The organism is Weizmannia sp. WK01, from assembly GCF_025905465.1.
Classification (GTDB): domain Bacteria; phylum Bacillota; class Bacilli; order Bacillales; family Bacillaceae_C; genus Weizmannia; species Weizmannia faecalis.
Map to the genome: position 1 here is coordinate 326,026 of NZ_CP109616.1, position 23,544 is coordinate 349,569.

At 46.6% G+C, this 23,544-nt stretch carries 17 protein-coding genes; 10 read left to right on the forward strand and 7 right to left on the reverse strand.

The features are described from left to right. Window positions 1-335 precede the first annotated feature (335 nt). Window positions 336-1,745, forward strand: coding sequence for a group II intron reverse transcriptase/maturase (gene ltrA, locus OF158_RS01715; RefSeq protein ID WP_017552042.1), 1,410 nt, complete (start codon window positions 336-338; stop codon window positions 1,743-1,745). Between the two features lie 67 nt (window positions 1,746-1,812). On the opposite strand, the gene OF158_RS01720 is transcribed toward ltrA, so the two are convergent. After that, window positions 1,813-2,997 carry a hydroxymethylglutaryl-CoA synthase gene (locus tag OF158_RS01720; RefSeq protein WP_017552043.1) on the reverse strand — a complete coding sequence of 395 codons (1,185 nt, stop codon included), beginning with the start codon at window positions 2,995-2,997 and terminating at the stop codon, window positions 1,813-1,815. 143 nt (window positions 2,998-3,140) lie between these two features. On the opposite strand from OF158_RS01720, the gene OF158_RS01725 reads away from it, so the two are divergent. Both OF158_RS01725 and OF158_RS01730 read left to right on the forward strand, forming a co-directional pair. Further along, window positions 3,141-4,556, forward strand: coding sequence for an ISLre2-like element ISBco6 family transposase (locus OF158_RS01725; protein ID WP_048339795.1), 1,416 nt, complete (start codon window positions 3,141-3,143; stop codon window positions 4,554-4,556). A 447-nt stretch (window positions 4,557-5,003) separates the two neighbouring features. Next, window positions 5,004-6,182 carry an acetyl-CoA C-acetyltransferase gene (locus OF158_RS01730; protein ID WP_014096414.1) on the forward strand — a complete coding sequence of 393 codons (1,179 nt, stop codon included), beginning with the start codon at window positions 5,004-5,006 and terminating at the stop codon, window positions 6,180-6,182. Window positions 6,183-6,418: 236 nt separating this feature from the next. Here the strand turns inward: OF158_RS01730 and OF158_RS01735 are convergent, their stop codons facing one another. Both OF158_RS01735 and OF158_RS01740 read right to left on the reverse strand, forming a co-directional pair. Further along, entirely contained in the window at window positions 6,419-6,757 is a 339-nt protein-coding gene (locus tag OF158_RS01735) for a DsrE family protein (protein WP_014096413.1), read from the reverse strand. A gap of 129 nt (window positions 6,758-6,886) precedes the next feature. Further along, the gene (locus tag OF158_RS01740) at window positions 6,887-7,345 is read right to left on the reverse strand and encodes a CBO0543 family protein (RefSeq protein WP_035182763.1); all 459 of its coding nucleotides are present in this window, start codon (window positions 7,343-7,345) and stop codon (window positions 6,887-6,889) included. A gap of 162 nt (window positions 7,346-7,507) precedes the next feature. On the opposite strand from OF158_RS01740, the gene OF158_RS01745 reads away from it, so the two are divergent. Next, window positions 7,508-8,485, forward strand: coding sequence for a 2-hydroxyacid dehydrogenase (locus tag OF158_RS01745; RefSeq protein WP_035182760.1), 978 nt, complete (start codon window positions 7,508-7,510; stop codon window positions 8,483-8,485). 1,066 nt (window positions 8,486-9,551) lie between these two features. Here OF158_RS01745 and OF158_RS01750 read toward each other — a convergent pair. Continuing rightward, window positions 9,552-10,967: an ISLre2 family transposase gene (locus OF158_RS01750; protein ID WP_048339796.1), complete on the reverse strand. Its 1,416-nt coding sequence runs from the start codon at window positions 10,965-10,967 to the stop codon at window positions 9,552-9,554. A gap of 834 nt (window positions 10,968-11,801) precedes the next feature. On the opposite strand from OF158_RS01750, the gene opuFA reads away from it, so the two are divergent. The 6 genes from opuFA to treR all read left to right on the forward strand — a co-directional run bounded on the left by opuFA (window position 11,802) and on the right by treR (window position 19,309). After that, a complete protein-coding gene (opuFA, locus tag OF158_RS01755) occupies window positions 11,802-12,758 on the forward strand; it encodes an osmoprotectant update ABC transporter ATP-binding subunit OpuFA (protein ID WP_014096409.1) in 957 nt (318 codons plus the stop codon). After that, complete coding sequence (opuFB, locus tag OF158_RS01760) at window positions 12,751-14,280, forward strand: osmoprotectant update ABC transporter permease/substrate-binding subunit OpuFB (protein ID WP_014096408.1); 1,530 nt, start codon at window positions 12,751-12,753, stop codon at window positions 14,278-14,280. The genes opuFA and opuFB overlap by 8 nt, the downstream gene beginning before the upstream one ends. Before the next feature lie 532 nt (window positions 14,281-14,812). Continuing rightward, entirely contained in the window at window positions 14,813-15,295 is a 483-nt protein-coding gene (locus OF158_RS01765) for a PTS sugar transporter subunit IIA (RefSeq protein ID WP_014096407.1), read from the forward strand. A 30-nt stretch (window positions 15,296-15,325) separates the two neighbouring features. Next, window positions 15,326-16,744, forward strand: a complete 1,419-nt coding sequence (gene treP, locus OF158_RS01770) for a PTS system trehalose-specific EIIBC component (RefSeq protein WP_035182749.1) — start codon at window positions 15,326-15,328, stop codon at window positions 16,742-16,744. Window positions 16,745-16,872: 128 nt separating this feature from the next. Beyond that, window positions 16,873-18,549 (forward strand): alpha,alpha-phosphotrehalase, encoded by a 1,677-nt coding sequence (gene treC / locus OF158_RS01775; protein ID WP_014096405.1) that lies wholly within the window; start codon window positions 16,873-16,875, stop codon window positions 18,547-18,549. Window positions 18,550-18,589: 40 nt separating this feature from the next. Then, window positions 18,590-19,309, forward strand: coding sequence for a trehalose operon repressor (gene treR / locus OF158_RS01780; RefSeq protein WP_014096404.1), 720 nt, complete (start codon window positions 18,590-18,592; stop codon window positions 19,307-19,309). A 93-nt stretch (window positions 19,310-19,402) separates the two neighbouring features. Here treR and OF158_RS01785 read toward each other — a convergent pair whose 3' ends face one another. The 3 genes from OF158_RS01785 to OF158_RS01795 form a co-directional block, all read right to left on the reverse strand. Next, window positions 19,403-20,731 carry a GntT/GntP/DsdX family permease gene (locus tag OF158_RS01785; protein ID WP_014096403.1) on the reverse strand — a complete coding sequence of 443 codons (1,329 nt, stop codon included), beginning with the start codon at window positions 20,729-20,731 and terminating at the stop codon, window positions 19,403-19,405. Between the two features lie 401 nt (window positions 20,732-21,132). After that, the gene (gene gntK, locus OF158_RS01790; protein WP_035182746.1) at window positions 21,133-22,689 is read right to left on the reverse strand and encodes a gluconokinase; all 1,557 of its coding nucleotides are present in this window, start codon (window positions 22,687-22,689) and stop codon (window positions 21,133-21,135) included. Between the two features lie 150 nt (window positions 22,690-22,839). Beyond that, a complete protein-coding gene (locus OF158_RS01795) occupies window positions 22,840-23,532 on the reverse strand; it encodes a GntR family transcriptional regulator (protein WP_017550602.1) in 693 nt (230 codons plus the stop codon). Window positions 23,533-23,544: the final 12 nt, after the last annotated feature.

A 23,544-nucleotide genomic window follows, 5' to 3' on the forward strand; every position in this document is an offset into this window, starting at 1 on the left:
AGCCAAGAGCAAGGGTGTCCATCGTGAGATGGAATCTGAAGGAAGCTGGAGGCAAAATTCTGACCCGAGGAACACGAACATCATTAGGCGTACTCTCACAGGGTAAGGCTGCTGAACAAGTCAAAGCCCAAAAGCTATCCGGATGTGGAAACGTAAATGGTGCGGGTACATGGAATGAAAGTGAATCACCTTACCACGGGAGGTCTCATGGACAGGTGGAAACAGAGTATGAAACCTGGTTGAAACAAGATTTGCCGTGAGAAGTCAGCAGAAGCCATAGTACGGAGATGCCTGGAGCATCGAAGGAAGGGCTGAACTAAAGGAAGTGGAAGTCAATGAAAGTTACCGAAGAAACGAACAAATGCAGAAAACAGGAAGAAACCTGCTGTCAAAAAGATACTGCGGAACAGGAAGGATATGGCAGAGGGCATAGTTTCAAGAGGATAACTGAAAACAACACCACTAACACCAACAGACAGAACGAATGGATGCTCGAACGAATCCTTTCAAGTAATAACCTGCACCGTGCCTATAAAAAGGTAAAGAAAAACAAAGGTGCGGGCGGTGTCGATGGAATGAAAACAGGTGAACTTTTGGCATACCTAACTGAACACCAGAGGGAACTCGTCCTCTCCATTCGAAATGGGACATACAAGCCCCAACCCGTTAGAAGGGTAGAAATACCAAAAGACAACGGGAAAACAAGGAAACTTGGAATACCAACGGTAGTAGACCGAGTCATCCAACAAGCCATTTCGCAGGTCCTAGTCCCTATATATGAAAGAAAGTTCTCAGACAATAGCTACGGTTTCCGACCACATAGAAGTACACATCAGGCACTTCTCAAGTGCCAAAAGAATGTAAATGAAGGATACCAGTATGTAGTAGACCTGGACTTAGAACAGTACTTTGACACGGTAAACCATAGTAAGCTTATCCAGATATTGAGTGAAACAATTCACGACGGACGTGTAATCTCCTTAATCCATAAATTCCTAAATGCAGGTGTTATGATCAAAGGAATAAGGACAACAAATGATTTCGGTGTTCCACAAGGAGGACCACTAAGTCCGCTTCTTGCCAATGTAATGTTAAACGAATTGGATAAAGAAATGGAAGCAAGAAATCACCGATTTGTCCGTTACGCTGATGATGTGATCATATTCTGTAAGAGCCGAAGAAGCTGCGAAAGAACATACCATAACATTCTCCCATTCATTGAGAGGAAATTGCGACTCAAAGTGAATCGAGAGAAGACGATGATCACACATATTAGAAACATCAAGTTCCTGAGTTATGGATTCTACCTTTATGAAGGAAAATGCAAATTCCGGGTACACCCGAAGGGTGTTCAAAAATTAAAGGAGAAAATTCGCAGAATCACAGGAAGAAGCAACGGATTAAGCGTAGAGGAAAGAAAGAAAAGGCTAAACGACACTGTCCGAGGATGGGTAAATTACTACAAGCTAGCGGATATGAAAAGTCTGGTAACCAGACTGGATCAATGGACACGAAGAAGAATGCGAATGGTAACTTGGAAAAGATGGAAGAGAGTACGCACAAGATTTTATTGGCTCGTGAAATTAGGGATCAATAAAAGAAAGGCGTGGGAATGGGCTAACACAAGAAAAGGCTACTGGAGAATCTCCGGCAGCCATATATTAGCCAGAACCCTTACAAACGAACTCTTCCGAAGAGCAAGATATATAAGTTTTCTGGATTATTATCTGTCTGTACGGTCGTAAACTTTAGAACCGCCGTGTACGGAACCGTACGCACGGTGGTGTGAGAGGTCGGCTAATCAAATAATGATTAGCCTCCTACTCGATTGTTTTTATTAACGTATTGCCGCTTGTGCCCTTCGATTCCGGCAAGGCAAACGGTGGCCGGATCCTCGTTCACCGGCAAGGTAACGGCCGACCCGTCGTTTGGAAGCGATGTGGTAAAAATGGCTTCGTATTCGGCAACGCTAATTTCTTTTCGTGCCTCGAGCATTTGCTGATGGCGGGCCGGCTGCAAGGCTTTACGGTAGCCCGGCTGCAGGATCCCTGAGAAAAATTCCCCGACTGCGCCGGAACCGTAGCTGTACAGGCCGATCCTCGCACCTGCTTCTATATTTGTATTTTGTTCGAGCAGGGAAAGCAGGCTCAAATACAAAGCGCCGGTATAAATGTTCCCGACTATTTTGTTATAACTTTTGCTTGTTTCATAATGGGCCAGGAGTCTTTCGCGCCCGTCTTCATCCGTTTCATCCAACACCGTTCTCAGCGCTTTTAAGCCCATTTTTGTATACGGCATATGGAAGCAAATGGCTTTGAAATCACTTAGCGTAAAGCCGGTTTTTTCTCTGTACTGCTTCCAGACATTTTGGAAGAAACTGATGTATTTTTCATTGGAAAACTTGCCATCCACATAAGCGGAATCCGAATAGACCGGCCGCCAAAAGTCCATGATGTCTTCCGTATGATACACACTCGGTTCTTCAATCGCAAGAATTTTCGGATGGGCGCTTACGACCATAGCGACGGCGCCCGCCCCTTGGGTAACCTCTCCTGAAGTATTCAATCCGTATCTTGAAATATCGGACCCGAGCACGAGCACTTTGCTTTCCGGATGCAGGGCGATATGCCCTCTTGCCATTTGCAGCCCTGCCGTAGCACCGAAGCATGCTTCTTTCACTTCAACGGCCCGCACTTCCGGTTTTAAACCGAGCAGGCGGTGCACATAAATTGCAGCTGCCTTCGAGTGGTCGACGCCGGATTCCGTGCCGAAAATAACAAAATCGATCTTTTCTTTATCTTCGTCTGTTAAAATTTCGAGCGCCGCATTGGCTGCGAGCGTCACCGCATCCTGGGTCACCGGGGCGACGGCCATTTTTTCCTGGCCGATTCCGATTAAAAATTTTCCAGGGTCCTCATTCCGGGCAAGTGCCAGTTTTTCCATGTCAACATATAAATGCGGGGTATAAAACCCGATCTTGTCTATTCCGATTTGCAACTGCTATTCACACCTTTTTTACAGGAATTGTTAGTATGTGTAAAATTTTACTCGACGGGGCATATGAGTGGAAAAAAATGGGAAGACGCTCTATCATCTAATTGTACACTTCAAGATGAACATCTAGAGAGAGAGGTCTTCCCATGGATATTATATCAATAATTGCTGGATTATTAAAGGATACAAAGAGTCTTATCGAATTTGAAGAACAGCTTAAACTTCTGATGCAGAAGGCTTTTACACAATGGGTTGGGGAAATATTTGAAGAGTTAGATAAAATAATTAAACAGGAGAAGTTAGAGGAGGGCTGGGTGTACTGCCGGAGTGATAACAGAAACATTCAGTTTCTATTTGGAAGTGTGACCTTTAAACGCTCATTAATGCATGACAAGAGAGGAAATTCCCATTATCCTCTGGATGAATGGTTAGGGCTGGTACCACACCAACGATACAGCCCGTTAGTGGAATTAAAGGTGGCAGAGTTGGCAAGTGAGAACACCTATCGGGAAGTAGCTGATATTTTAAAAGAGTGGACAGCAGTGAGTCTTAGTCACACAACTGTAGGGAACATGGTAAAACACGTAGGGAAAACTCAGGCGGAAGCCGATAAGGCACTTGTAGAAGAGCTAGAAATAGCTGTTTCCCTGCCTGAGGGGAAGAAGGTAGACTACCTGTTTTCTGAAGCAGATGGTGTATTCGTTCGGGGACTAAAAAAGAAACAGAGTATGGAAGTCCACCACGCCATTCTCTATGAGGGATGGGAAACCAATGGAAAAAGGGTCTCCCTGCGTCAGCCCACAGTCATCATGACGACGGAAGACATTCAGACATTTTGGGATGAAGTCCAAGCCACAGCTGCCAACACCTATTCCCTCGAAAAAGCGCATGTCATTACAAACAGTGATGGAGGTGCTGGGTACACAGCTGAACGGTTTCAAACAGCATTCTCACAGTCGGAATTTCCGGTGCTCAACCAGCTGGATACCTACCACGTTGCACAAGCCATCATAAGGACATTTGGGGGCGGAAAGAGCGAGATCAAGGAGCAAATTAGAAAAGCGATTAGAACGCATGACCTGGACCAATTCACGTTATATTTGGATACGCACGAAAGCACCTTGACGGATAAAAAGGCCCTCAAGAAAATCAAGGAATTCCGTTCGTATATCTTGAAAAACTGGGACCGCATTTTTGACTGGAGAGACAGGGTGAAAAACGTGCCGGAAGGTGCGAGAGGCCTAGGAGCGATGGAATCGAATCAAAGGCATATCTCCTTCAGGATGAAAAAAAGGGGCATGCATTGGAGTGAACTTGGCGCAGAAGCCATGGTGAAAATCAAACAAGGCATACTCAATGGGACATTGAGAGAAGCCTATCTGAAACACCGTTCAAGAAGCGAGAGAAAGCAACGGAACTTGAAACAATCCATCAGGATGTCTCAACTACTCAAGCAGCCTGTACGCCCGTCAGTGGGCGTAAAGCACGGATCAGTTGCCCTGCATTCAAGCAGTTCATCGGCAATGGGACATTTAAGCAAAATATTAGAGCTTTCGTTTTAAGCCTGGCTCAGTGGGGACTGATCGTTGAGGCGCGCGAAATTTACGAGACTCCTGCGGGAAAAGCGAGCCAGGAGAGACCCCGCAGCGAGGTACGAGCGAGGAGGCTCGCCGGCCGCCCGCGGAAAGCGAGTGAATTTCGCGCGCCTCAACATCCCCGTTATCCATCTTTATACGGAAATATTACATCTTTTCCGAAAATTACACCGAGCAAGTAAAGCACGGTAGCCGAAAGTGTACAAAAAGAGTGTCTTGGAATACCCGATATTTAAACCTTGTCGAGAAAAACTTGACACATACGAATTGTTATTGAAATTTGAGAAACTGTACTAAATAATTTAATATAAACGGTGTCGAAATACAACTTATCACGATGCACGGACACCTTCCCATTATAGTACAAGTTGCTAGGATTGTGGATGGGAAATGACAGAGAGGGAGTAAACGTATATGCATGAAGTTGCGATTATCAGCGCCGTCCGGACCCCGATCGGGAAATTCGGCGGCAGTTTAAAAGATATATCTGCTGTGGAACTGGGTGCGATTGCCGCAGAAGAAGCGATCCGGCGCACCGGCGTTTCTGCACAGGAGGTCGATTATGCCGTTTTTGGCAATGTTCTGTCGGCGGGTCTCGGTCAAAATCCGGCCCGGCAAATGGCAGTCAGAGCCGGCATTCCGTATGAAGTGCCTGCCGTAACCGTGAATGAAGTATGCGGCTCTGGATTGAAAGCTGTGCTGCTTGCTGCCCAGATGATCCAGCTTGGTGAGGCGAAAATAATAGTTGCCGGCGGGGCGGAAAACATGTCGCGTGCGCCCTTTCTTGCAGAACAGGCACGCTGGGGCCATAAGCTTGGCAATATGGCGATGGCAGACAGCATGCTGCGCGACGGCCTGACGGATGCATTTGAAGGCATCCATATGGGTTTGACGGCGGAAAATGTGGCGACAAAATTCGGCATTTCCCGCGAGGAACAGGACCGTTTTGCGCTTCGATCCCAGCAAAAAGCCGCACAGGCACAAAAGACCGGCCGCTTCAAAGACGAAATTGTGCCGGTAAAAGTAAAACAGAGAAGAAGCGAGATGCTGTTTTCCGAGGATGAGCATGTCCGCCCCGATACGACGCTTGATGGGCTCGCGAAGCTGAAACCCGCTTTTCTCGAAAACGGTACTGTCACAGCAGGGAATGCTTCGGGGATCAATGACGGCGCAGCTGCTGTTGTTTTAATGGAAAAATCACTTGCGGATGAAAAAAAGATTCCTTATTTCGGGGTCATTAAAGGGTATGCAGAAGCAGGAGTGGACCCTTCCATCATGGGTTATGCCCCTTATTATGCAATTCAAAAGCTGCTTGAAAAGACTGGTGCATCCCTTGAAGAAGTGGATTTAATCGAGCTGAACGAAGCTTTTGCTTCCCAAAGCCTTGCCGTTATCAGGGATTTGGGGCTTGATCCGGAAAAAGTCAATGTTAACGGCGGGGCGATTGCACTGGGGCATCCGATCGGGGCATCCGGCGCAAGAATTCTCGTTTCACTTTTACATGAAATGGAAAAAAGAAATGTGCGCACCGGCCTTGCCTCGCTTTGTGTCGGCGGCGGCATCGGCATTTCGATGCTGGTCGGGCGCACCTGACACCACCGGGATTTTCCGGCTTTTTGGAAAAGTGAGGAAAAAATCTGTCAGACGCAAAACTTTTCCGCTGTTGCTCTTGCATGAAATGAAAAAAAGAAATGTGTGCACCGGCCTCGGTATTTCGAAGCTGGTTAGGCGCACGTGACATCGCCGGGATTTAGCAAGAACAGAAAAAGCCCTGCCTGATGCAGGGCTTTTTCTCTATTTTTTAGTCCGAATGAGATTTTCCCACCTGGTCAGGATAATGTAAGGACTTCATATTTGGATGCTAATTCTGCAAATTGTGCCATGCTGCTGATTTTTCCAGCTGTAAGTTTTTCGTTTAGCCCATAAAAGTCCACACAGGTTTTACAAGCAAGAACGTCCACGCCTTTTTCCTCCAATTCTTTCAATTGAAGGGAAACAAGCGAGCCTTCTGTTAACGTAAACACACCGCGGTTTACGCAAAAAACAGCGGCCGGCAGTTCTTCCTTTTGTTTCAGGATGGTAAAGAAGGTTTCCAACAATCCTTCCCCCAATTCTTGTTCTCCTTTTCCAAGCTGATCCGATGCAAGCAAAATAACTTTGTTTTTCAGTGTCTCCACCTCAATGACTTTCTTTCTATTTTAGCAAATCCTGCCAGTCTTTTCTCGTGCCAGATACGGCGGCTGTCACAAGCCCGGAGCGTTCAGTGCCGCGGTTTCTTTCACCATTTATTTGGGTACCTAGCGGTTGAGCGTATATTTGAGCAAAAGCAGGTGAACAAGCTGATAGAATAACGCCAGGATGCAAAAGAGAATAGGATACGCAATAGCAGAATACCAAGGTTTCCACCCATTGTAGTAAAACGTACCTGTCTTGATAAATAAAAACTCAAAAACCATCGCCACGATCGTCCATCCTGCAATATAGAGGAACCGGGTACGAAACCGGTTTGGAAAAAAGTTGATAAAGGTAATATTGATGGCCGGATAAATCCCAAACAAATAACAAAGGCTTCTCCAGTCGACTCCTTTTGTAAAGTATCCAAAAAGATCATACTTGAGATCCAGAAATAAATTGACGATTAATTCAAGGTACATGGCAAACAGGGTGGTGCACAGCATTTCAATGCCACTAAATTTTTTTGGCATGAGAAAAGCAAACAGATTCAGGACAATCATCAAAATGATAAGGAATACCATGCTTCAACACCCCGATTCCAGGATTGGCTTTTTCTTATCCTCTCCTATTTTGGCCGGGAGATTACAAAAAATCGCACATTCCGGAAACCCGGTTAAAGGACGCTCGCCTTATTCTTTGTTATAATTTTACAAGAATAACGTAAACAAAGGGGGATGGCTCATTTGGCGAAAAAAGTATTGGTATACAGCGAACTGCCTGGGGATTTGATTGAAAAGCTGAAGGAAACATTTGAAGTACGCTACATACCAGGGGGCAAGGATATTTCCGATCTTCTGCCTGACTTAACGGAAGCGGACGGGCTGCTTGGTTCCTGGCTCCGGGCGGGAAAAGAATTGCTGGACCACGCACCGGCCTTGAAAATCATCAGCAATATAACGGTCGGATATGACAATCTCGATATCCCGTTGCTAACAGAGCGGGGGATTATGGCAACCAATACGCCGGGTGTGCTCGATGAAACAACAGCGGATACCATCTTTGGCTTGATGCTTGCAGCGGCGCGGCGATTTACGGAACTGGACCGGCTTGTCAAAAACGGCAATTGGAAAGCGCCTGTTTCCACTGAGCATTACGGCATTGATATTCACCATAAAACGCTGGGCATTATCGGAATGGGCAGAATCGGAAGCAAAATTGCGAAACGGGCCCATTTCGGTTTTGATATGGACATTTTATACCATAACCGTTCCCGCGACCCGGAAGCCGAGCAGCTGTATGATGCGGGATACTGTGAGCTTGATGAACTGCTGGAAAAATCGGATTTCATTTGCCTGATGGTGCCGCTTACCCCGGAAACGCACCGGTTAATCGGGGAACGGGAATTCAGAATGATGAAGAAAACGGCCGTTTTTGTCAATGGTTCAAGGGGTAAGACAGTAGATGAAGCGGCGCTTGTCAAAGCCCTTCAGGAAAAAATCATTTATGCGGCCGGCCTTGATGTATATGAACAGGAACCTGTTTCGCCGGATAACCCGCTTTTAAAAATGGATAATGTCGTCACCCTTCCGCACGTTGGCTCTGCTACACACGAAACACGCTATGCAATGGCAAAACTGGCGGTTGAAAATCTCACGAAAGGGCTGCTTGGAGAATGTCCGCCCAATTTGATTAACCGGGAAGTTTTTCGCAGCCGGGCGTAATCACGTACACTTGCTGAACGATTCCGATTCGGTCGGCATGTGCAGGAAAGTTTGAAGACACGGGCACGGGCAAAAAACCTGATGGCAATGGAACGTTTCTAATAAACATGATTGCTGTATTTTTACAATGGGCGTTCCCCGGCCGGGTTGCTTGCCGGGGAACGCCACTGTTTTTACGGCGGGGCATCCGCTTTTTTTATTTTCCAAGGGGTATATCAATGAGTAAGCGAGGATGTAGACAAACCGTAAGTCTATGTAATAGAATGAGAAACAATTGTTCTTTTTTTGGCAGATTTATTTTAAAAAAATATCCAACGCCGGCCTGATTCGACCAAGAGAGATCCTTATAAGGAATGGAACCGAGTGTAAAACGGTTGTCAGTGTGGAAATCCCGCAAAATTTTGGTTGAAAGGTGAATCTAGAGTGGCTCTACGTTAAGGAAGCAGCTGAAATTTTCCTTGTATCTTAACATAGAGAGGCTTTACGTTAAGGAAGCAGCTGAAATTTGCCGCGTATCTTAACATAGAGAGGCTCTACGTTAAGGAAGCAGCTGAAATTTGCCGTGTATCTTAACATAGAGAGGCTCTATGTTAAGGAAGCAGCTGAAATCTGTCTTGTATCTTAACATAGAAGAGCTCTACATTAAGGAAGCAAGCCAAATCTGCCGCGTATCTTAACATAGAGTGGCTCTACGTTAAGGAAGCAGGCGAAAACTGCTGTATATCTTAACATAGAAGGGCTCTACGTTAAGGAAGCAAGCCAAACCTTCGTATGTGTCAAGTTTTTCTCGACAAGGTTTAAATATCGGGTATTCCAAGACACTCTTTTTGTACACTTTCGGCTACCGTGCTTTACTTGCTCGGTGTAATTTTCGGAAAAGATGTAATATTTCCGTATAAAGATGGATAACGGGGATGTTGAGGCGCGCGAAATTCACTCGCTTTCCGCGGGCGGCCGGCGAGCCTCCTCGCTCGTACCTCGCTGCGGGGTCTCTCCTGGCTCGCTTTTCCCGCAGGAGTCTCGTAAATTTCGCGCGCCTCAACGATCAGTCCCCACTGAGCCAGGCTTAAAACGAAAGCTCTAATATTTTGCTTAAATGTCCCATTGCCGATGAACTGCTTGAATGCAGGGCAACTGATCCGTGCTTTACGCCCACTGACGGGCGTACAGGCTGCTTGAGTAGTTGAGACATCCTGATGGATTGTTTCAAGTTCCGTTGCTTTCTCTCGCTTCTTGAACGGTGTTTCAGATAGGCTTCTCTCAATGTCCCATTGAGTATGCCTTGTTTGATTTTCACCATGGCTTCTGCGCCAAGTTCACTCCAATGCATGCCCCTTTTTTTCATCCTGAAGGAGATATGCCTTTGATTCGATTCCATCGCTCCTAGGCCTCTCGCACCTTCCGGCACGTTTTTCACCCTGTCTCTCCAGTCAAAAATGCGGTCCCAGTTTTTCAAGATATACGAACGGAATTCCTTGATTTTCTTGAGGGCCTTTTTATCCGTCAAGGTGCTTTCGTGCGTATCCAAATATAACGTGAATTGGTCCAGGTCATGCGTTCTAATCGCTTTTCTAATTTGCTCCTTGATCTCGCTCTTTCCGCCCCCAAATGTCCTTATGATGGCTTGTGCAACGTGGTAGGTATCCAGCTGGTTGAGCACCGGAAATTCCGACTGTGAGAATGCTGTTTGAAACCGTTCAGCTGTGTACCCAGCACCTCCATCACTGTTTGTAATGACATGCGCTTTTTCGAGGGAATAGGTGTTGGCAGCTGTGGCTTGGACTTCATCCCAAAATGTCTGAATGTCTTCCGTCGTCATGATGACTGTGGGCTGACGCAGGGAGACCCTTTTTCCATTGGTTTCCCATCCCTCATAGAGAATGGCGTGGTGGACTTCCATACTCTGTTTCTTTTTTAGTCCCCGAACGAATACACCATCTGCTTCAGAAAACAGGTAGTCTACCTTCTTCCCATCAGGCAGTGAAGCAGCTATTTCCATCTCTTCTACAAGGGCCTTGTCGGCTTCCACCTGCGTTTTTCCTACGCGTTTCACCATTTCCCCTACAGTTGTATGACTAAGACTCACGGCTGTCCATTCTTTTAAAATATTCGCCACCTCCCGATAGGTGTTCTCACTTGCCAACTCTGCCACCTTTAATTCCACTAACGGGCTATATCTCCGGTGGGGTACCAGCCCCAAGCATTCATCCAAGGGATAATGTGAGTTCCCTCTCTTATCACGCATTAATGAACGTTTAAAAGTCACACTTCCAAATAGAAACTGAACGCTTCTGTTATCACTACGGCAGTACTCCCAGCCTTCCTCCAACTTCTTTTGTTTAATTGTTTTATCTAACTCCTCAAATACATCCCCAACCCATTGTGTAAAAACCTTCTGCATCAGAATTTTAATTTGTTCTTCAAATTCCATAAGACTTTTTGTATCCTTTAATAATCCAGCAATTATTGATATAATATCCATGGGAAGACCTCTCTCTAGATGTTCATTCAAGGTGTACATTTAGATGATAGAGTGTCTTCCCATTTTTTTCCACTCATTTGCCCCTTCGAGTAAAATTTTACACATACCAAACCTTCGCCGTATCTTAACATAGAGTGGCTCTACGTTAAGGAAGCAATCGAAAACAGCCGTGTATCTTAACATAGAAGCGCTCTACGTTAAGGAAGCGCGCGAAAACTACCGTGTATCTTAACATAGAAGGGTTCTATGTTAAGGAAGTAGCTGAAATTTGCCGTGTATCTTAACATAGAGTGACTCTACGTTAAGGAAGCAGCTGAAATTTGCCGTGTATCTTAACATAGAGAGGCTCTACGTTAAGGAAGCGAGCTAAATCCGCCGTGTATCTTAACATAGAAGGGCTCTATGTTAAGGAAGCAGCCGAAATCTGTCTTGTATCTAAACATAGAGTGGCTCTACGTTAAGGAAGCAGCTGAAATCCGCCGCGTATCTTAACATAGAAGGGCTCTACGTTAAGGAAGCAGTCGAAAACAGCCGTGTATCTTAACATAGAAGGGCTCTACGTTAAGGAAGCAAGCCAAACCTTCGCCGTATCTTAACATAGAGTGGCTCTAAGTTAAGGAAACAAGCGAAATTTTGGTTAAAAGTAAGCACAGACAGGTTATATATATATGAAGGAACAGGCCGATATTTTGCCAAAAATAAACGCGGACCGTGCTTAGTCTACGAATTCACCAAAAATTTGCCGGAAAATGAACGCAGAAGCATTTTATTCCGAAAACCCGGTGCAGTTCAAGTGCCGGATAATCGAGAATTCATTGATAAAGGAGAGATAAAATGATCCGGTTTGAACATGTATCGAAACAGTTTCCGAACGGGACCCTTGCTGTAAAGTCTCTGGATTTGGAAATAGAAAAAGGGGAATTTTTCGTTCTGATCGGCCCGAGCGGCTCGGGGAAGACGACAACATTAAAAATGATCAACCGCCTCATCGAACTGTCAAAAGGCTGGGTCCGAATCAACGGAAAGAAAATCAGCGATTATGACATTCATGAACTTCGCTGGGATATCGGATACGTGCTCCAACAAATTGCGCTTTTCCCGCATATGACCATCGCGGAAAACATTGCGGTTGTGCCGGAACTGAAAAACTGGGACAAAAAAAGAATCCGTACCCGTGTCGATGAACTGCTGGAAATGGTGGGCCTGGACCCGAAAGAATACCGGAACCGAAAACCCCATGAACTTTCCGGAGGGCAACAGCAAAGAGTGGGCGTTCTACGGGCTTTGGCTGCCGACCCGGAAATCATTTTGATGGATGAGCCATTCAGCGCGCTCGATCCGTTTAGCCGGGAAAAATTGCAGGATGATGTGCTTGAAATTCAACAGAGGCTGAAAAAGACAATCGTTTTTGTTACCCATGATATGCGGGAAGCATTGAAACTCGGGGACCGGATTTGTCTCATGAAAGACGGGGAAATCGTTCAGGTCGGGACGCCACATGCATTTTTAACCAACCCCGCGAACGATTTTGTACGCGAATTTGTCGGGAATAAACAGGTACCGGTCCGCCTGGAGGAACTCATGGTCCCGGTTACAGATGAACAGGCAATATTGCCCCAAACGAAAACCGTTTCTTTACAGGCTCCATTGGCAGAGGTATTCGAACAGCTGGCCTCGTTTGAACAGATTGCCGTTGAGGATGGCGGAAAAATGGTCGGGGTGATCAACCGCCCGCACGCCATGAAAGTCATGTCACAATACTTAAGGGATGGAGGCCGGATGCATGAGTAGTTTCATCACCACCTTTTCAAACCGGAGAGCCCAGCTTTTGGACGCCCTTTTACAACATATAGAGATTTCATTAATCGCGCTTTTTTTCTCATTATTGATCGCGATCCCGCTTGGTATTTATTTAACGCGGAAACAAAAAATCGCGGAAACCATTATTGGCATAACCGGCGTGCTGCAAACCATTCCTTCTTTGGCTTTGCTCGGCCTGTTAATCCCGCTTTTTGGCATAGGGACCGTCCCGGCCGTGATTGCGCTCGTCGCATATGCGCTGCTTCCGCTTTTGCGCAACACCTACACTGGCATTAAAGAAATCGACCCTTCATTATTGGAAGCAGCAAGGGCGATGGGAATGAACAGAAGAATACGGCTGATAAAAGTGGAGCTCCCTCTGGCCATGCCCGTAATCATGGCGGGGATCCGGACGGCTGCCATTTTGATTATCGGAACAGCGACGATTGCGGCGCTGATCGGGGCCGGCGGACTAGGTGACATTATCCTGCTTGGCATCGACCGGAATGATTATGCCCTTGTCATCCTCGGTGCCATTCCTGCCGCCTTGTTGGCCATTCTTTTCGATGTTTTGCTCAGGCAGCTTGAAAAAGTTTCTTTTAAGAAGATGATGGTGGCATCCGGCATTTTTATCTTGATGATCGTGTTGATCGTTGGTTCACTGGTTGCGCCAAACTTGCTTCATAAAGACGGGCAAAAAACGATTGTGATTGCCGGCAAGCTGGGGTCGGAACCGGAAATTCTGGACAATATGTACAAGTTGCTGATTGAAGAGAACACAGATTTAAAAGTGAAGTTAAAAACAGGGTTGGGCGATACAACCTTTGTTTTCAATGCGTTGCAGTCAAAGGATATCGATCTTTATCCGGAATTTTCCGGGACAGCCATCGTCAACATGCTGAAAGAGAACCCTGTCAGCACAGACGGCAAGGAAGTGTACGCGCAAGCAAAAGCAGGCATGGCCAAAAAATACAAGATGGCATTGTTACGCCCAATGAAATTTAATGACACTTATGCGATTGCAGTTCCGCAAAGTTTTGCAAAGAAATACCATTTGAAAAAGATATCGGACCTTGTAAAAGTCGAACAGGACGTAAAAGCCGGATTTACCCCCGAATTTGCCGATATCAAAGACGGATATCCCGGTTTGTCAAAAAAATACGGGTTGCATTTTCATGTGGTGACAATGGATCCGTCTGTACGGTACCATGCCATCCAACAAGGCAAAGTGAATCTAATGAACGCCTACTCCACAGATGGCGAACTGCAAAGGTATCACCTGGTCGTTCTTGAAGATGACAAGCATTTCTTCCCGCCATACCAGGGTTCGCCTTTATTGCGGCAGGAAACGGTTGACAAATATCCGGAAATTGTGCCGGCATTGAACAAGCTGGCCGGGAAGATTACAAACACCCAAATGCAGAAAATGAATTATGAAGTCGGTGTCAAAGGTAAGAAAGCGGAAGATGTTGCAAGAGCCTTTTTAGTAAAAGAAGGGCTCCTGAAAAAGTGACCGGATTATGCCGGGGCGTGCCGCGGAAACGTTACGGTGCATCGTTGAATGCGTGAACCTCTTGTTGCAAAGGTAGTCCAAAGTTTTAATCTGTGCCGGGAATTTCGCCCCGTATCGGGTGGAAATTGCCCGGCACGAAATTTGTCTGCGATATAAAATGCACAAAATATTGCAGCCTGTTGCCTGCTGTAAAATGGAGTTATCATGCAAATGGGTGCTTGAGCTTATGGTAAAAACTTAAGTTTATTTTTGCCCTCGTCCATCGACATGTTAGGTTATTCCACGATCCTGCCACAATTTTTCAATTCCCTGCCCTAGCATCAGCATATCTAGTAGTCTGCCCCTTGCCTCTTCAATCAATGCCTGAATCGTATTTTCCCACCCCATGGAACACCGGCAGCATTTTATTTCTGGGAAAAAGAAAGCGCTATTGACAAACTTGTATATACAGGATATGATGAGAATGTAAGATGTATATACAAGATTACGAGTAAATGAAAACGGTTTTGTGAAATAAAGTGAGGTGGCAATCATGTTTAAATTATTTCAAAAGAAGCCAAAGGAAGAACGTATTTTTGCTCCGGTAAGAGGGCAGGTTGTTGCCATTGAAGAAGTGCCGGACCCAACTTTTTCCGAAAAAATGATGGGGGACGGCATTGCGATAAAACCAACCGAAGGCCTCCTCGTGGCGCCATTTGACGGGGAAGTGGTGCAAGTCTTTCCGACGAAGCATGCCATCGGGCTGCGCGGCGCATCCGGGCTGGAACTTTTAATTCATATTGGGTTGGAAACGGTGACATTAAACGGGGAAGGATTTGAAACCGCTGTAAAAGCAGGCGATAAGGTGAAAAAAGGCGATACGCTCATCACCTTTGATCTGGCATTGATTCAAGAAAAAGCGGCGGATACCATCACATCCATCGTGGTGACAAACGGCGAGGCAGTTCATCTTGACAAAAAAATAAATTTGGATGCTATGCCGAAAGAAACGGTGGTCATGGTTGCCCAGTTGTAAGATCGCCAACAAGACAGGAGGAATGACAACATGGCGAAAATCAGCAATGAATCTGTAAAACAAATTGTTGAAGCAGTAGGCGGAAAAGACAATATTGCCGTGGCAACGCACTGTGTGACACGGCTGCGGTTTGCATTAAAAGATGAAGGAAAAGTAGACAAAGAAAAACTGGGGAAAATCGATCTTGTCAAAGGTTCTTTTTCAGCAAACGGACAGTACCAGGTTGTGATCGGCCAAGGGACAGTGGACAAAGTATATGACAAAATGGTTGAACTGACGGGTATCGGGCACGCTTCAAAAGAAGATGTGAAAAACGAAGCCGCAAAGAAAATGAATCCGCTTCAACGATTTGTCAAAATGCTTTCCGATATTTTCATCCCGATTTTGCCGGCAATCGTGACAGCTGGTTTGTTAATGGGATTGAACAATCTTTTGACAGGCCAGGGCATTTTTTACGCCCATAAGTCTTTTATTCAAGTTCACGAAAGCTGGGCCGGGCTTGCGGACATGATTAACATCATTGCCAATACCGCCTTCACGTTCCTGCCGATCTTAATCGGGTGGTCGGCTGTGAAACGGTTTGGCGGCAATCCGCTTCTCGGGATTGTGCTCGGCGCGATGATGATCCATCCGGACTTATTGAATGCTTATTCATACGGTGAAGCACTGAAAAGCCACTCTATCCCGGTATGGAATCTGTTTGGCTGGCATGTCAATAAAATTGGCTATCAGGGGCAGGTGCTGCCGGTCCTCGTATCGTCCTTTATTCTGGCGAAACTTGAACGATGGCTGAAAAAACGGATCCCGGATGCCATTCAGTTGCTGCTTGTCGCCCCCATTGCTTTACTTGTAACCGGATTTGTGACATTCGTGGCAGTCGGGCCGCTGACTTTTGGCATCGGGAACTGGATTACAGGCCTTGTCGTATATGTATTTAACCATGTACCGGCAATCGGCGGCCTGCTTTACGGCGGCTGCTATGCGCTCCTTGTCATTACAGGGATGCACCAGGCTTTTCTTGCGGTCGACTTCCAGTTGATCTCGAGCGCTGGCGGCACGTATTTGTGGCCGATTCTCTGCATGTCCAATATTGCACAAGGTTCGGCTGCGCTTGCCATGATGTTTTTGGCAAAGAACAAAGTGGATAAAGGGATGGCCGGCACATCTTCCGTTTCTGCTTATCTCGGTATTACGGAACCGGCGATGTTCGGTGTCAATCTCCGCTTCAAATATCCGTTTGTTTGCGCACTGATCGGCTCAGCCATTGCAGGGATTGTACTGGCAACCGGACATGTGAAAGCCCCGGCCATCGGCGTCGGCGGGATCCCTGGATTCTTGTCCATCTTCCCGCATTCGTGGGGAACGTTTTTTACCGGTATGGCGATCGTCATTGTCGTGCCGTTCGTGCTGACCTTCTTGTTCGGTAAATTAAAAAGACAAAAAGCGTAAAGGACAGGAAAGCGGACTGTACAATGGCAGGCCGCTTTCCGGCTATATAAAATTGGATCGCTTTAACATCCAAATCATATTTCGACCCTTCATGGCATTACGACGATAGCAATTTGGGAGTGGAAAAAATGGAACAACCTTGGTGGAAAAAAGCAGTTGTCTATCAAATTTACCCTAAAAGCTTTAAAGATACAAACGGGGATGGCATTGGCGACCTTGAAGGGATTATTGAGAAACTAGATTATTTGAAAAAGCTTGGCATCGATGTCATTTGGTTGACGCCGGTTTATCCGTCCCCGCAGCGCGATAACGGGTATGACATCAGCGACTACTATGCCATTGATGAGACGTACGGTACGATGGAAATATTTGAGCAACTGCTTATAGAAGCGCATGCACGAAATATAAAAATCATGATGGACATCGTTGTCAACCATACTTCAACCGCGCACAGATGGTTTATCGAAAGCGCATCATCGAAAGACAACCCGTACAGGGATTACTACATTTGGCGGGACCCGAAAGACGGGAAAGAACCGAACAACTGGGTCTCCAAGTTCGGCGGGCCGGCATGGCAATACGATGAAAAAACCGGGCAGTACTACTTGCACCTGTTTGATGTGACACAGGCGGACTTGAACTGGGAAAACGAAAAAGTCCGGGAAGCAGTCTACACCATGATGAAGTTTTGGCTTGAAAAAGGGGTTGACGGCTTCCGCCTTGATGTCATCAATTTGATTTCCAAAAACCAGGATTTCCCCGATGATGACGGATCAGTCCCGCCGGGCGACGGGCGCAAATTTTATACGGACGGCCCGCGCATCCATGAATTTTTGCATGAAATGAACGAGAAAGTGTTTTCAAAATATAATGCGATGACTGTCGGGGAAATGTCTTCAACCACGATTGAAAACAGCATCCGCTATACGAACCCGGCTTCCCGTGAGCTGGACATGGTGTTTCAGTTTCATCATTTGAAGGTCGATTACGAAAACGGCGACAAGTGGACGGCTGCCGATTTTGATTTTCTAGCACTGAAAAAGATTCTGTCCACATGGCAGACGCGCATGCATAAAGGCGGCGGCTGGAACGCCTTATTCTGGTGCAACCACGACCAGCCGAGAATCGTATCAAGATACGGCGATGACGGCAAGTACCGGGTGGAATCGGCGAAAATGCTGGCAACGGTGATCCATATGATGCAGGGAACGCCTTATATTTACCAGGGAGAAGAAATCGGCATGACCAATGCGCATTTTGACCGGATTGAACAGTACCGGGATGTCGAGTCCCTTAATATGTACAACATTTTACAGAGCCGTGGAAAAAGCCATGCGGAAATCATGGAAATATTAATGCGGAAATCAAGGGACAATTCGCGTACGCCGATGCAATGGGACAGTACGAAAAACAGCGGGTTTACCGAAGGCACGCCATGGATTGCAGTCGCTTCCAACTATCCTGATATTAACGTAGAAAAAGCGCTGAAAGATCCGAACTCCGTTTTTTACCATTATCAAAAACTCATTCAGTTAAGAAAAACGTATGACGTCATCACAGATGGGGACTTTCAGCTATTGCTTCCGGACCATCCGCGAATCTTTGCTTATTTGCGGACAAGTGAAGACGGCAAGCTGCTGGTGGTGAATAATTTTTACGGAGAACCGGTGCAGTTTGAGCTGCCGGGTACACTGGACGGGGTAGCTGAAATATTGATTTCCAATTATCCCGATTCTCCTCTGGATTTTCATTCTTTCACTCTGCGTCCGTATGAATCTGTTGTGTACTTTTTGACAGAATCGTAATGCCGGTTTTGCCATGGTACAATACAAGTGGTGATCCCAAATGAAAGAAAACAAGTATTACACGATTTACCATCAGCTTGCTGAAAAAATCGAAAACGGGGAAATGGAAGCAGGTAGCCTCCTGCCATCCGAGCATATTTTGGCGGAACAATTCGGGGCTTCAAGGGAGACGATCCGGAAAGCCCTCAATCTGTTATCCCAAAATGGCTATATTCAAAAAATCCGGGGAAAAGGTTCTGTTGTACTGGACGTGAAAAAATTTGATTTTCCGGTTTCGGGCCTTGTCAGCTTCCGTGAAATTGCGGAAAGCTCAGGGAAGGCATGGCGCACGAATGTCCATGAACTTGTCCTTATTAGACCTGACGATGCCCTGGCCCGGCAGTTGAAAATATCCGGAAAAGAAGAAGTATGGCAGGTGGTCCGGTCGCGGGAAATTGACCATGAGAACATCATTTTGGATAAGGATTACATCCGGAAAAAGTTTGTCCCGTCGATTACAAGAGATATTTGTGAAATCTCGCTTTACCAGTATTTTGAAAAAACGCTCGGCCTTGTGATCAGCTTTGCGAAAAAAGAAATCACAGTCGAAAAAGCAACAGAGGAAGACTACAAGTATCTGGACATGGGCGAGTACAATCATGTCGTCGTTGTCCGGAACCATGTTTATTTGGATGATGCAAGCCTTTTGCAATATACCGAATCGCGCCACAGGCTGGACAAATTCCGGTTTGTCGATTTCGCGAGGCGGGAGCACCGGTAAGCGGATTTGTTTAAAGCCAAGTGCAAAAAATACCCTGGCGATGTGCGCCAGGGTATTTTTGTGCATGGAGGAATCCTCCCGTGTTTTTCCTGATTATACAAACAGATTGATGATCAGGACAATAAAGAATGCTGCAAACGACAACAAGGTTTCCAATACGGTCCAGGTTTTAAACGTCTGTTTGACAGACAGCCCGAGATATTCTTTAACAAGCCAAAAACCGGCATCGTTGACATGGGAGAACATGAGCGATCCCGCGCCGGTTGCAATAACCAACAGCGGAAGATTGATCCCTGTCATGTGGACAACAATCGGATCGACGATGCCTGCTGCCGTGGTCAGTGCGACCGTTGCAGAACCGGTTGCGATCCGGATCAGGCCGGCTACAACAAAGGCCATGACAAGCGGGGAAAGCTGCCATTGCGTGGCAACCTGGGCAATCGCATCACCGACACCAGAGGAAATCAGCACTTGTTTAAATGCCCCGCCTGCACCGATGATCATCATGATCGAGGCAAGAGGAGCGAGGGACTCCCCGGTCAGTTTATTGATCAAATTCCGCCCGATGCCCTGTCTGGTTCCAAGCAAATAATAGGCGACAAACACTGAAATCAATAATGCAATCAGTGGGTTTCCGATAAAATTTAAAAAGTGGGCCAATTGGACAGGCATCCGGACGAACGGAACAATAACCGTTCCGATCATTAAGATAATTGGCAGTAAAATCGTAAAAAAGGAAACCCCGACAGACGGATAAGATGTTGCCGAAACATTTGCCGCCACTACTTTCGGTTCTGTTTCCGGTTTTACCCTTTTACTAATATAATGAGCAAATAACGGGCCGCCAATGATACCGGCCGGCAAAGCGACAATCAATGAATAAAGCAAAACCTGCCCCACATCGGCATGAAAAATACCGATCGCTGCCATTGCTCCCGGATGGGGCGGGACGATGCCGTGTGAAATGGATAAAGCAGAAATCATCGGGATCGCAATCAGCAAAAGATTTTTCTTCGTTGTTTTTTGGATCGCAATCACAAGCGGCAGTAAAATGACAAGGCCGACTTCAAAAAATACCGGAATACTGATAATCAAGCCGGCAAAGAAAGTGGCCCATGGAAGATTCCGGTCACCGAATGCCCGGGTGAAATAATTTGAAATCTGTATACCGGCGCCTGATTCGGACATCATTTTTCCTAGAATGGTGCCCAGTGCAAGAATCCCCAGCAATGAACTGAGAATACCCCCGACACCTTGTTCATAATCTGTCACAATTTTTGTGATTGGCAGTCCGGCTGCAAGGCCAAGAGCCAAACTTGCAACCGACAGACTGATGAATGCATGCCATTTTAACCATGTGACCCCGACAATGACGAGTGCAATGGCAAGGATGGTAATCGTGATGAGATAAGCACTGCTCATGAAAATCACTGCTTTCTTTAATAATTTTAAGAGTACGATTGCTGATGAAGCGAATGGCCTCTTATCCGTTGATGCAAAACAGGAGGCCTTTCCCCCGGCCGCAACACCGCTGATGTATAAATAGGGCTTGTTTTTTGGAACCGGCTAAAAAGCATTCCCGGTTCAAACGGCGAAAATACCCGGCTAGAGCCGGCATTCATCTGCGGCTTTAAAACGCGGCTGGCGTCAGGCAATGTATGCTTCAAATCGCGGCTCATGCTTGCCTCGCATTCGTTTTAACGGATATTCAAGCCGCGGCCAATACCTGTATAAATATCGCAGTACTGTTGCCTGCTGTAAAAATAGGCATCATGCATGGGTGCTCGGGTTTGATATAAAAACTCAAATTCAGCTTATATCGTTCATTTTTCCGCGTCTGTTCCAAATTGCGATTGTTGAAAAGCAGCAATATCGTTCCATTCATCGTTCAGTTTGCGCGAAAGGCGGATGAAGATCGGGAATAGCTGCTCATAAACCGCCACGTTTTCCGGGATCGGCTGATGGCTGTGTACAGAACCAACCATTGTGGAAACGACATCCAGGCTGTCCGCTTCTCCTACCGCATACAAGCCAAGTACAGCCGCCCCCAGGCAGGAACTTTCAAAACTTTCCGGGACATTGACCGGCTGATTGAAAATATCTGCCATCATCTGGCGCCAAAGCGGTGAACGGGCAAATCCCCCGGTTGCCTGGATCCGTGCCGGTTCTCCGGTTCTTTCCTTCATGGCCAGCATGACACTGTAAAGGTTGTAAATAATGCCCTCCAACACGGCCCGGATCATATGTTGTTTTTCATGATGCAGAGTGAGGCCGAAGAAGGCGCCCCGGGCATTCGGGTTCCACAACGGTGCGCGTTCACCGCTGAAATACGGCTGAAAAATTAACCCGTCCGCACCCGGCTTCACACGCGATGCCATTCTTGTCAGCACATCATAAGGGCTGATGCCAAGCCGCTTTGCCGTTTCAACCTCGGAAGCTGCAAATTCATCCCTTGCCCATCTCAATATGCCGCCTCCGTTATTGACAGGCCCGCCTACCACCCATTTATCTTCCGTCAATTCATAGCAGAAAAGCCTGCCTTTTGGATCAGCAGCAGGATGGTCCAGTACGGTCCGGATCGCGCCGCTTGTGCCGATGGTGACCGCAACAACGCCCGGATCAATCGCGTCCACGCCGAGATTTGAAAGCACACCGTCGCTTGCGCCGAGCACAAATGGCGTATCTTTGCCCAACCCCATTTGGTCTGCATATTGGGGATCAAGCCCGCTCATGATCTGTGTGGTCGGAACAGGTTTGGATAACCGGTCCGCTGTTAATCCGGCCAGTTTTAATGCTTCTTCATCCCAGGACAAGGTGTCCATTCTCATCAGACCGGTGCAGGAGGCAATGGAATAATCGATAACGTATTGATGGAACAAACGGTAAAAAACATATTCTTTAATCGAAATAAATTTTGCTGCTTTTTGAAAGATTTCAGGCCTTTCATGCCGCAGCCACATCAGTTTTGGCAATGGGGACATCGGATGGATCGGCGTCCCCGTCCGCATATAGATTTCATGGCCACCCAATTCTTCTTTCAGTTTGCGGCACCAGCCGATGCTCCGGTTATCCGCCCAGGTGATGCAGCGCATAAGCGGTTTGCCTTCCCGGTCTACAGGGATGACACTGTGCATGGCGCAGCTGAAGCTGACAAACCGGATTGTTTCGGGGCTTTGACCGCTCTTCTCTGTAACAGCCTGAATGGCATGAAGGACAGCTTGGAAAATCTGCTCCGGATCCTGTTCTGCAGTAAATGCATCCGGCGTATACAACGGATAACCTTGATTGGCATTTGCGATGATGGTTCCATCGGTTTTGTAAAGCACAGCTTTGGTGCTGGTTGTGCCGATATCAACCCCTATCATACAGGCGTCATGCATCGTAAAAGCCTCCTTTTTAGTATGTTAAAGCGAACGTAGCAAATTCATTGAATACTTGTCGACAACTTGAATGTAATAAAAAGTGATGCCGCCGGGCCAGATTGCCGAAAAGAAATGGAAACATAAAACCCTGTGCCAGGCAGGCTGCGCCTACTCCGTTTTTCCCTCTGCCGGAAAAGATTTATCGAGTGTTCTTTTTGAGTCTTTAAAATAAGCAGAAACAGATTGTTCCACGTTTTCTTCATTTCCGGTTAAAAGGCTGTTTACGATTTTCCGGTGTTTTTCAATGACCCATGCCAGATGGTCAGGGCCGTGGGCAAAAACATCTTCCGTTGTCACGAGGAGTACGGCCATGATCAAGGACTTCATGCCATTCCAAAGATTCAAGATCCGTTTATGGCCGGCATGGCGGATGATCCGATCATGGAAAGAAAAATCGTAATAGGCGAAATCGCTGTGATTCTCGTATTTTGCTGCAATCTTCATTTTATCGATCGTCTCGTTCAGGAATTGGATCAACTGTTCCTGAGGAGCAGCAGACACTCTTTGCTGCGCAAAAATCTCAATCATTTCACGTACGTCGTACAGTTCATGAATATCTGTCAGTCCCATTCCCAGTACGCGGGCGCCCATTCTTTCCAATTGAATAAGACCGTCGTTGGCAAGGGCTTTCAATGCATCACGGACCGGCGAACGGCTCGTCCCGTATTTCCGGGCAATCTGGTTTTCGGAAATGATGTCACCAGGCTTGATTTCATTTGTAAGGATCAGCAGGCGCAATTCATTTGCGATCTGCTCGCCAAGAGAAGCATTTTTCATCCATTGTTCAGGGAACTGCAGCATATTCAAAACTCC

Bases quoted from the DNA above. Each gene is read 5' to 3' on its own strand.
- ltrA (WP_017552042.1), top strand. From the start codon at position 336: ATGAAAGTTACCGAAGAAACGAACAAATGCAGAAAACAGGAAGAAACC.
- OF158_RS01725 (WP_048339795.1), top strand. From the start codon at position 3,141: ATGGATATTATATCAATAATTGCTGGATTATTAAAGGATACAAAGAGT.
- OF158_RS01730 (WP_014096414.1), top strand. From the start codon at position 5,004: ATGCATGAAGTTGCGATTATCAGCGCCGTCCGGACCCCGATCGGGAAA.
- OF158_RS01740 (WP_035182763.1), bottom strand. From the start codon at position 7,345: ATGGTATTCCTTATCATTTTGATGATTGTCCTGAATCTGTTTGCTTTT.
- OF158_RS01750 (WP_048339796.1), bottom strand. From the start codon at position 10,967: ATGGATATTATATCAATAATTGCTGGATTATTAAAGGATACAAAAAGT.
- opuFA (WP_014096409.1), top strand. From the start codon at position 11,802: ATGATCCGGTTTGAACATGTATCGAAACAGTTTCCGAACGGGACCCTT.
- opuFB (WP_014096408.1), top strand. From the start codon at position 12,751: ATGAGTAGTTTCATCACCACCTTTTCAAACCGGAGAGCCCAGCTTTTG.
- OF158_RS01765 (WP_014096407.1), top strand. From the start codon at position 14,813: ATGTTTAAATTATTTCAAAAGAAGCCAAAGGAAGAACGTATTTTTGCT.
- treP (WP_035182749.1), top strand. From the start codon at position 15,326: ATGGCGAAAATCAGCAATGAATCTGTAAAACAAATTGTTGAAGCAGTA.
- treC (WP_014096405.1), top strand. From the start codon at position 16,873: ATGGAACAACCTTGGTGGAAAAAAGCAGTTGTCTATCAAATTTACCCT.
- treR (WP_014096404.1), top strand. From the start codon at position 18,590: ATGAAAGAAAACAAGTATTACACGATTTACCATCAGCTTGCTGAAAAA.
- OF158_RS01785 (WP_014096403.1), bottom strand. From the start codon at position 20,731: ATGAGCAGTGCTTATCTCATCACGATTACCATCCTTGCCATTGCACTC.
- gntK (WP_035182746.1), bottom strand. From the start codon at position 22,689: ATGCATGACGCCTGTATGATAGGGGTTGATATCGGCACAACCAGCACC.
- OF158_RS01795 (WP_017550602.1), bottom strand. From the start codon at position 23,532: ATGCTGCAGTTCCCTGAACAATGGATGAAAAATGCTTCTCTTGGCGAG.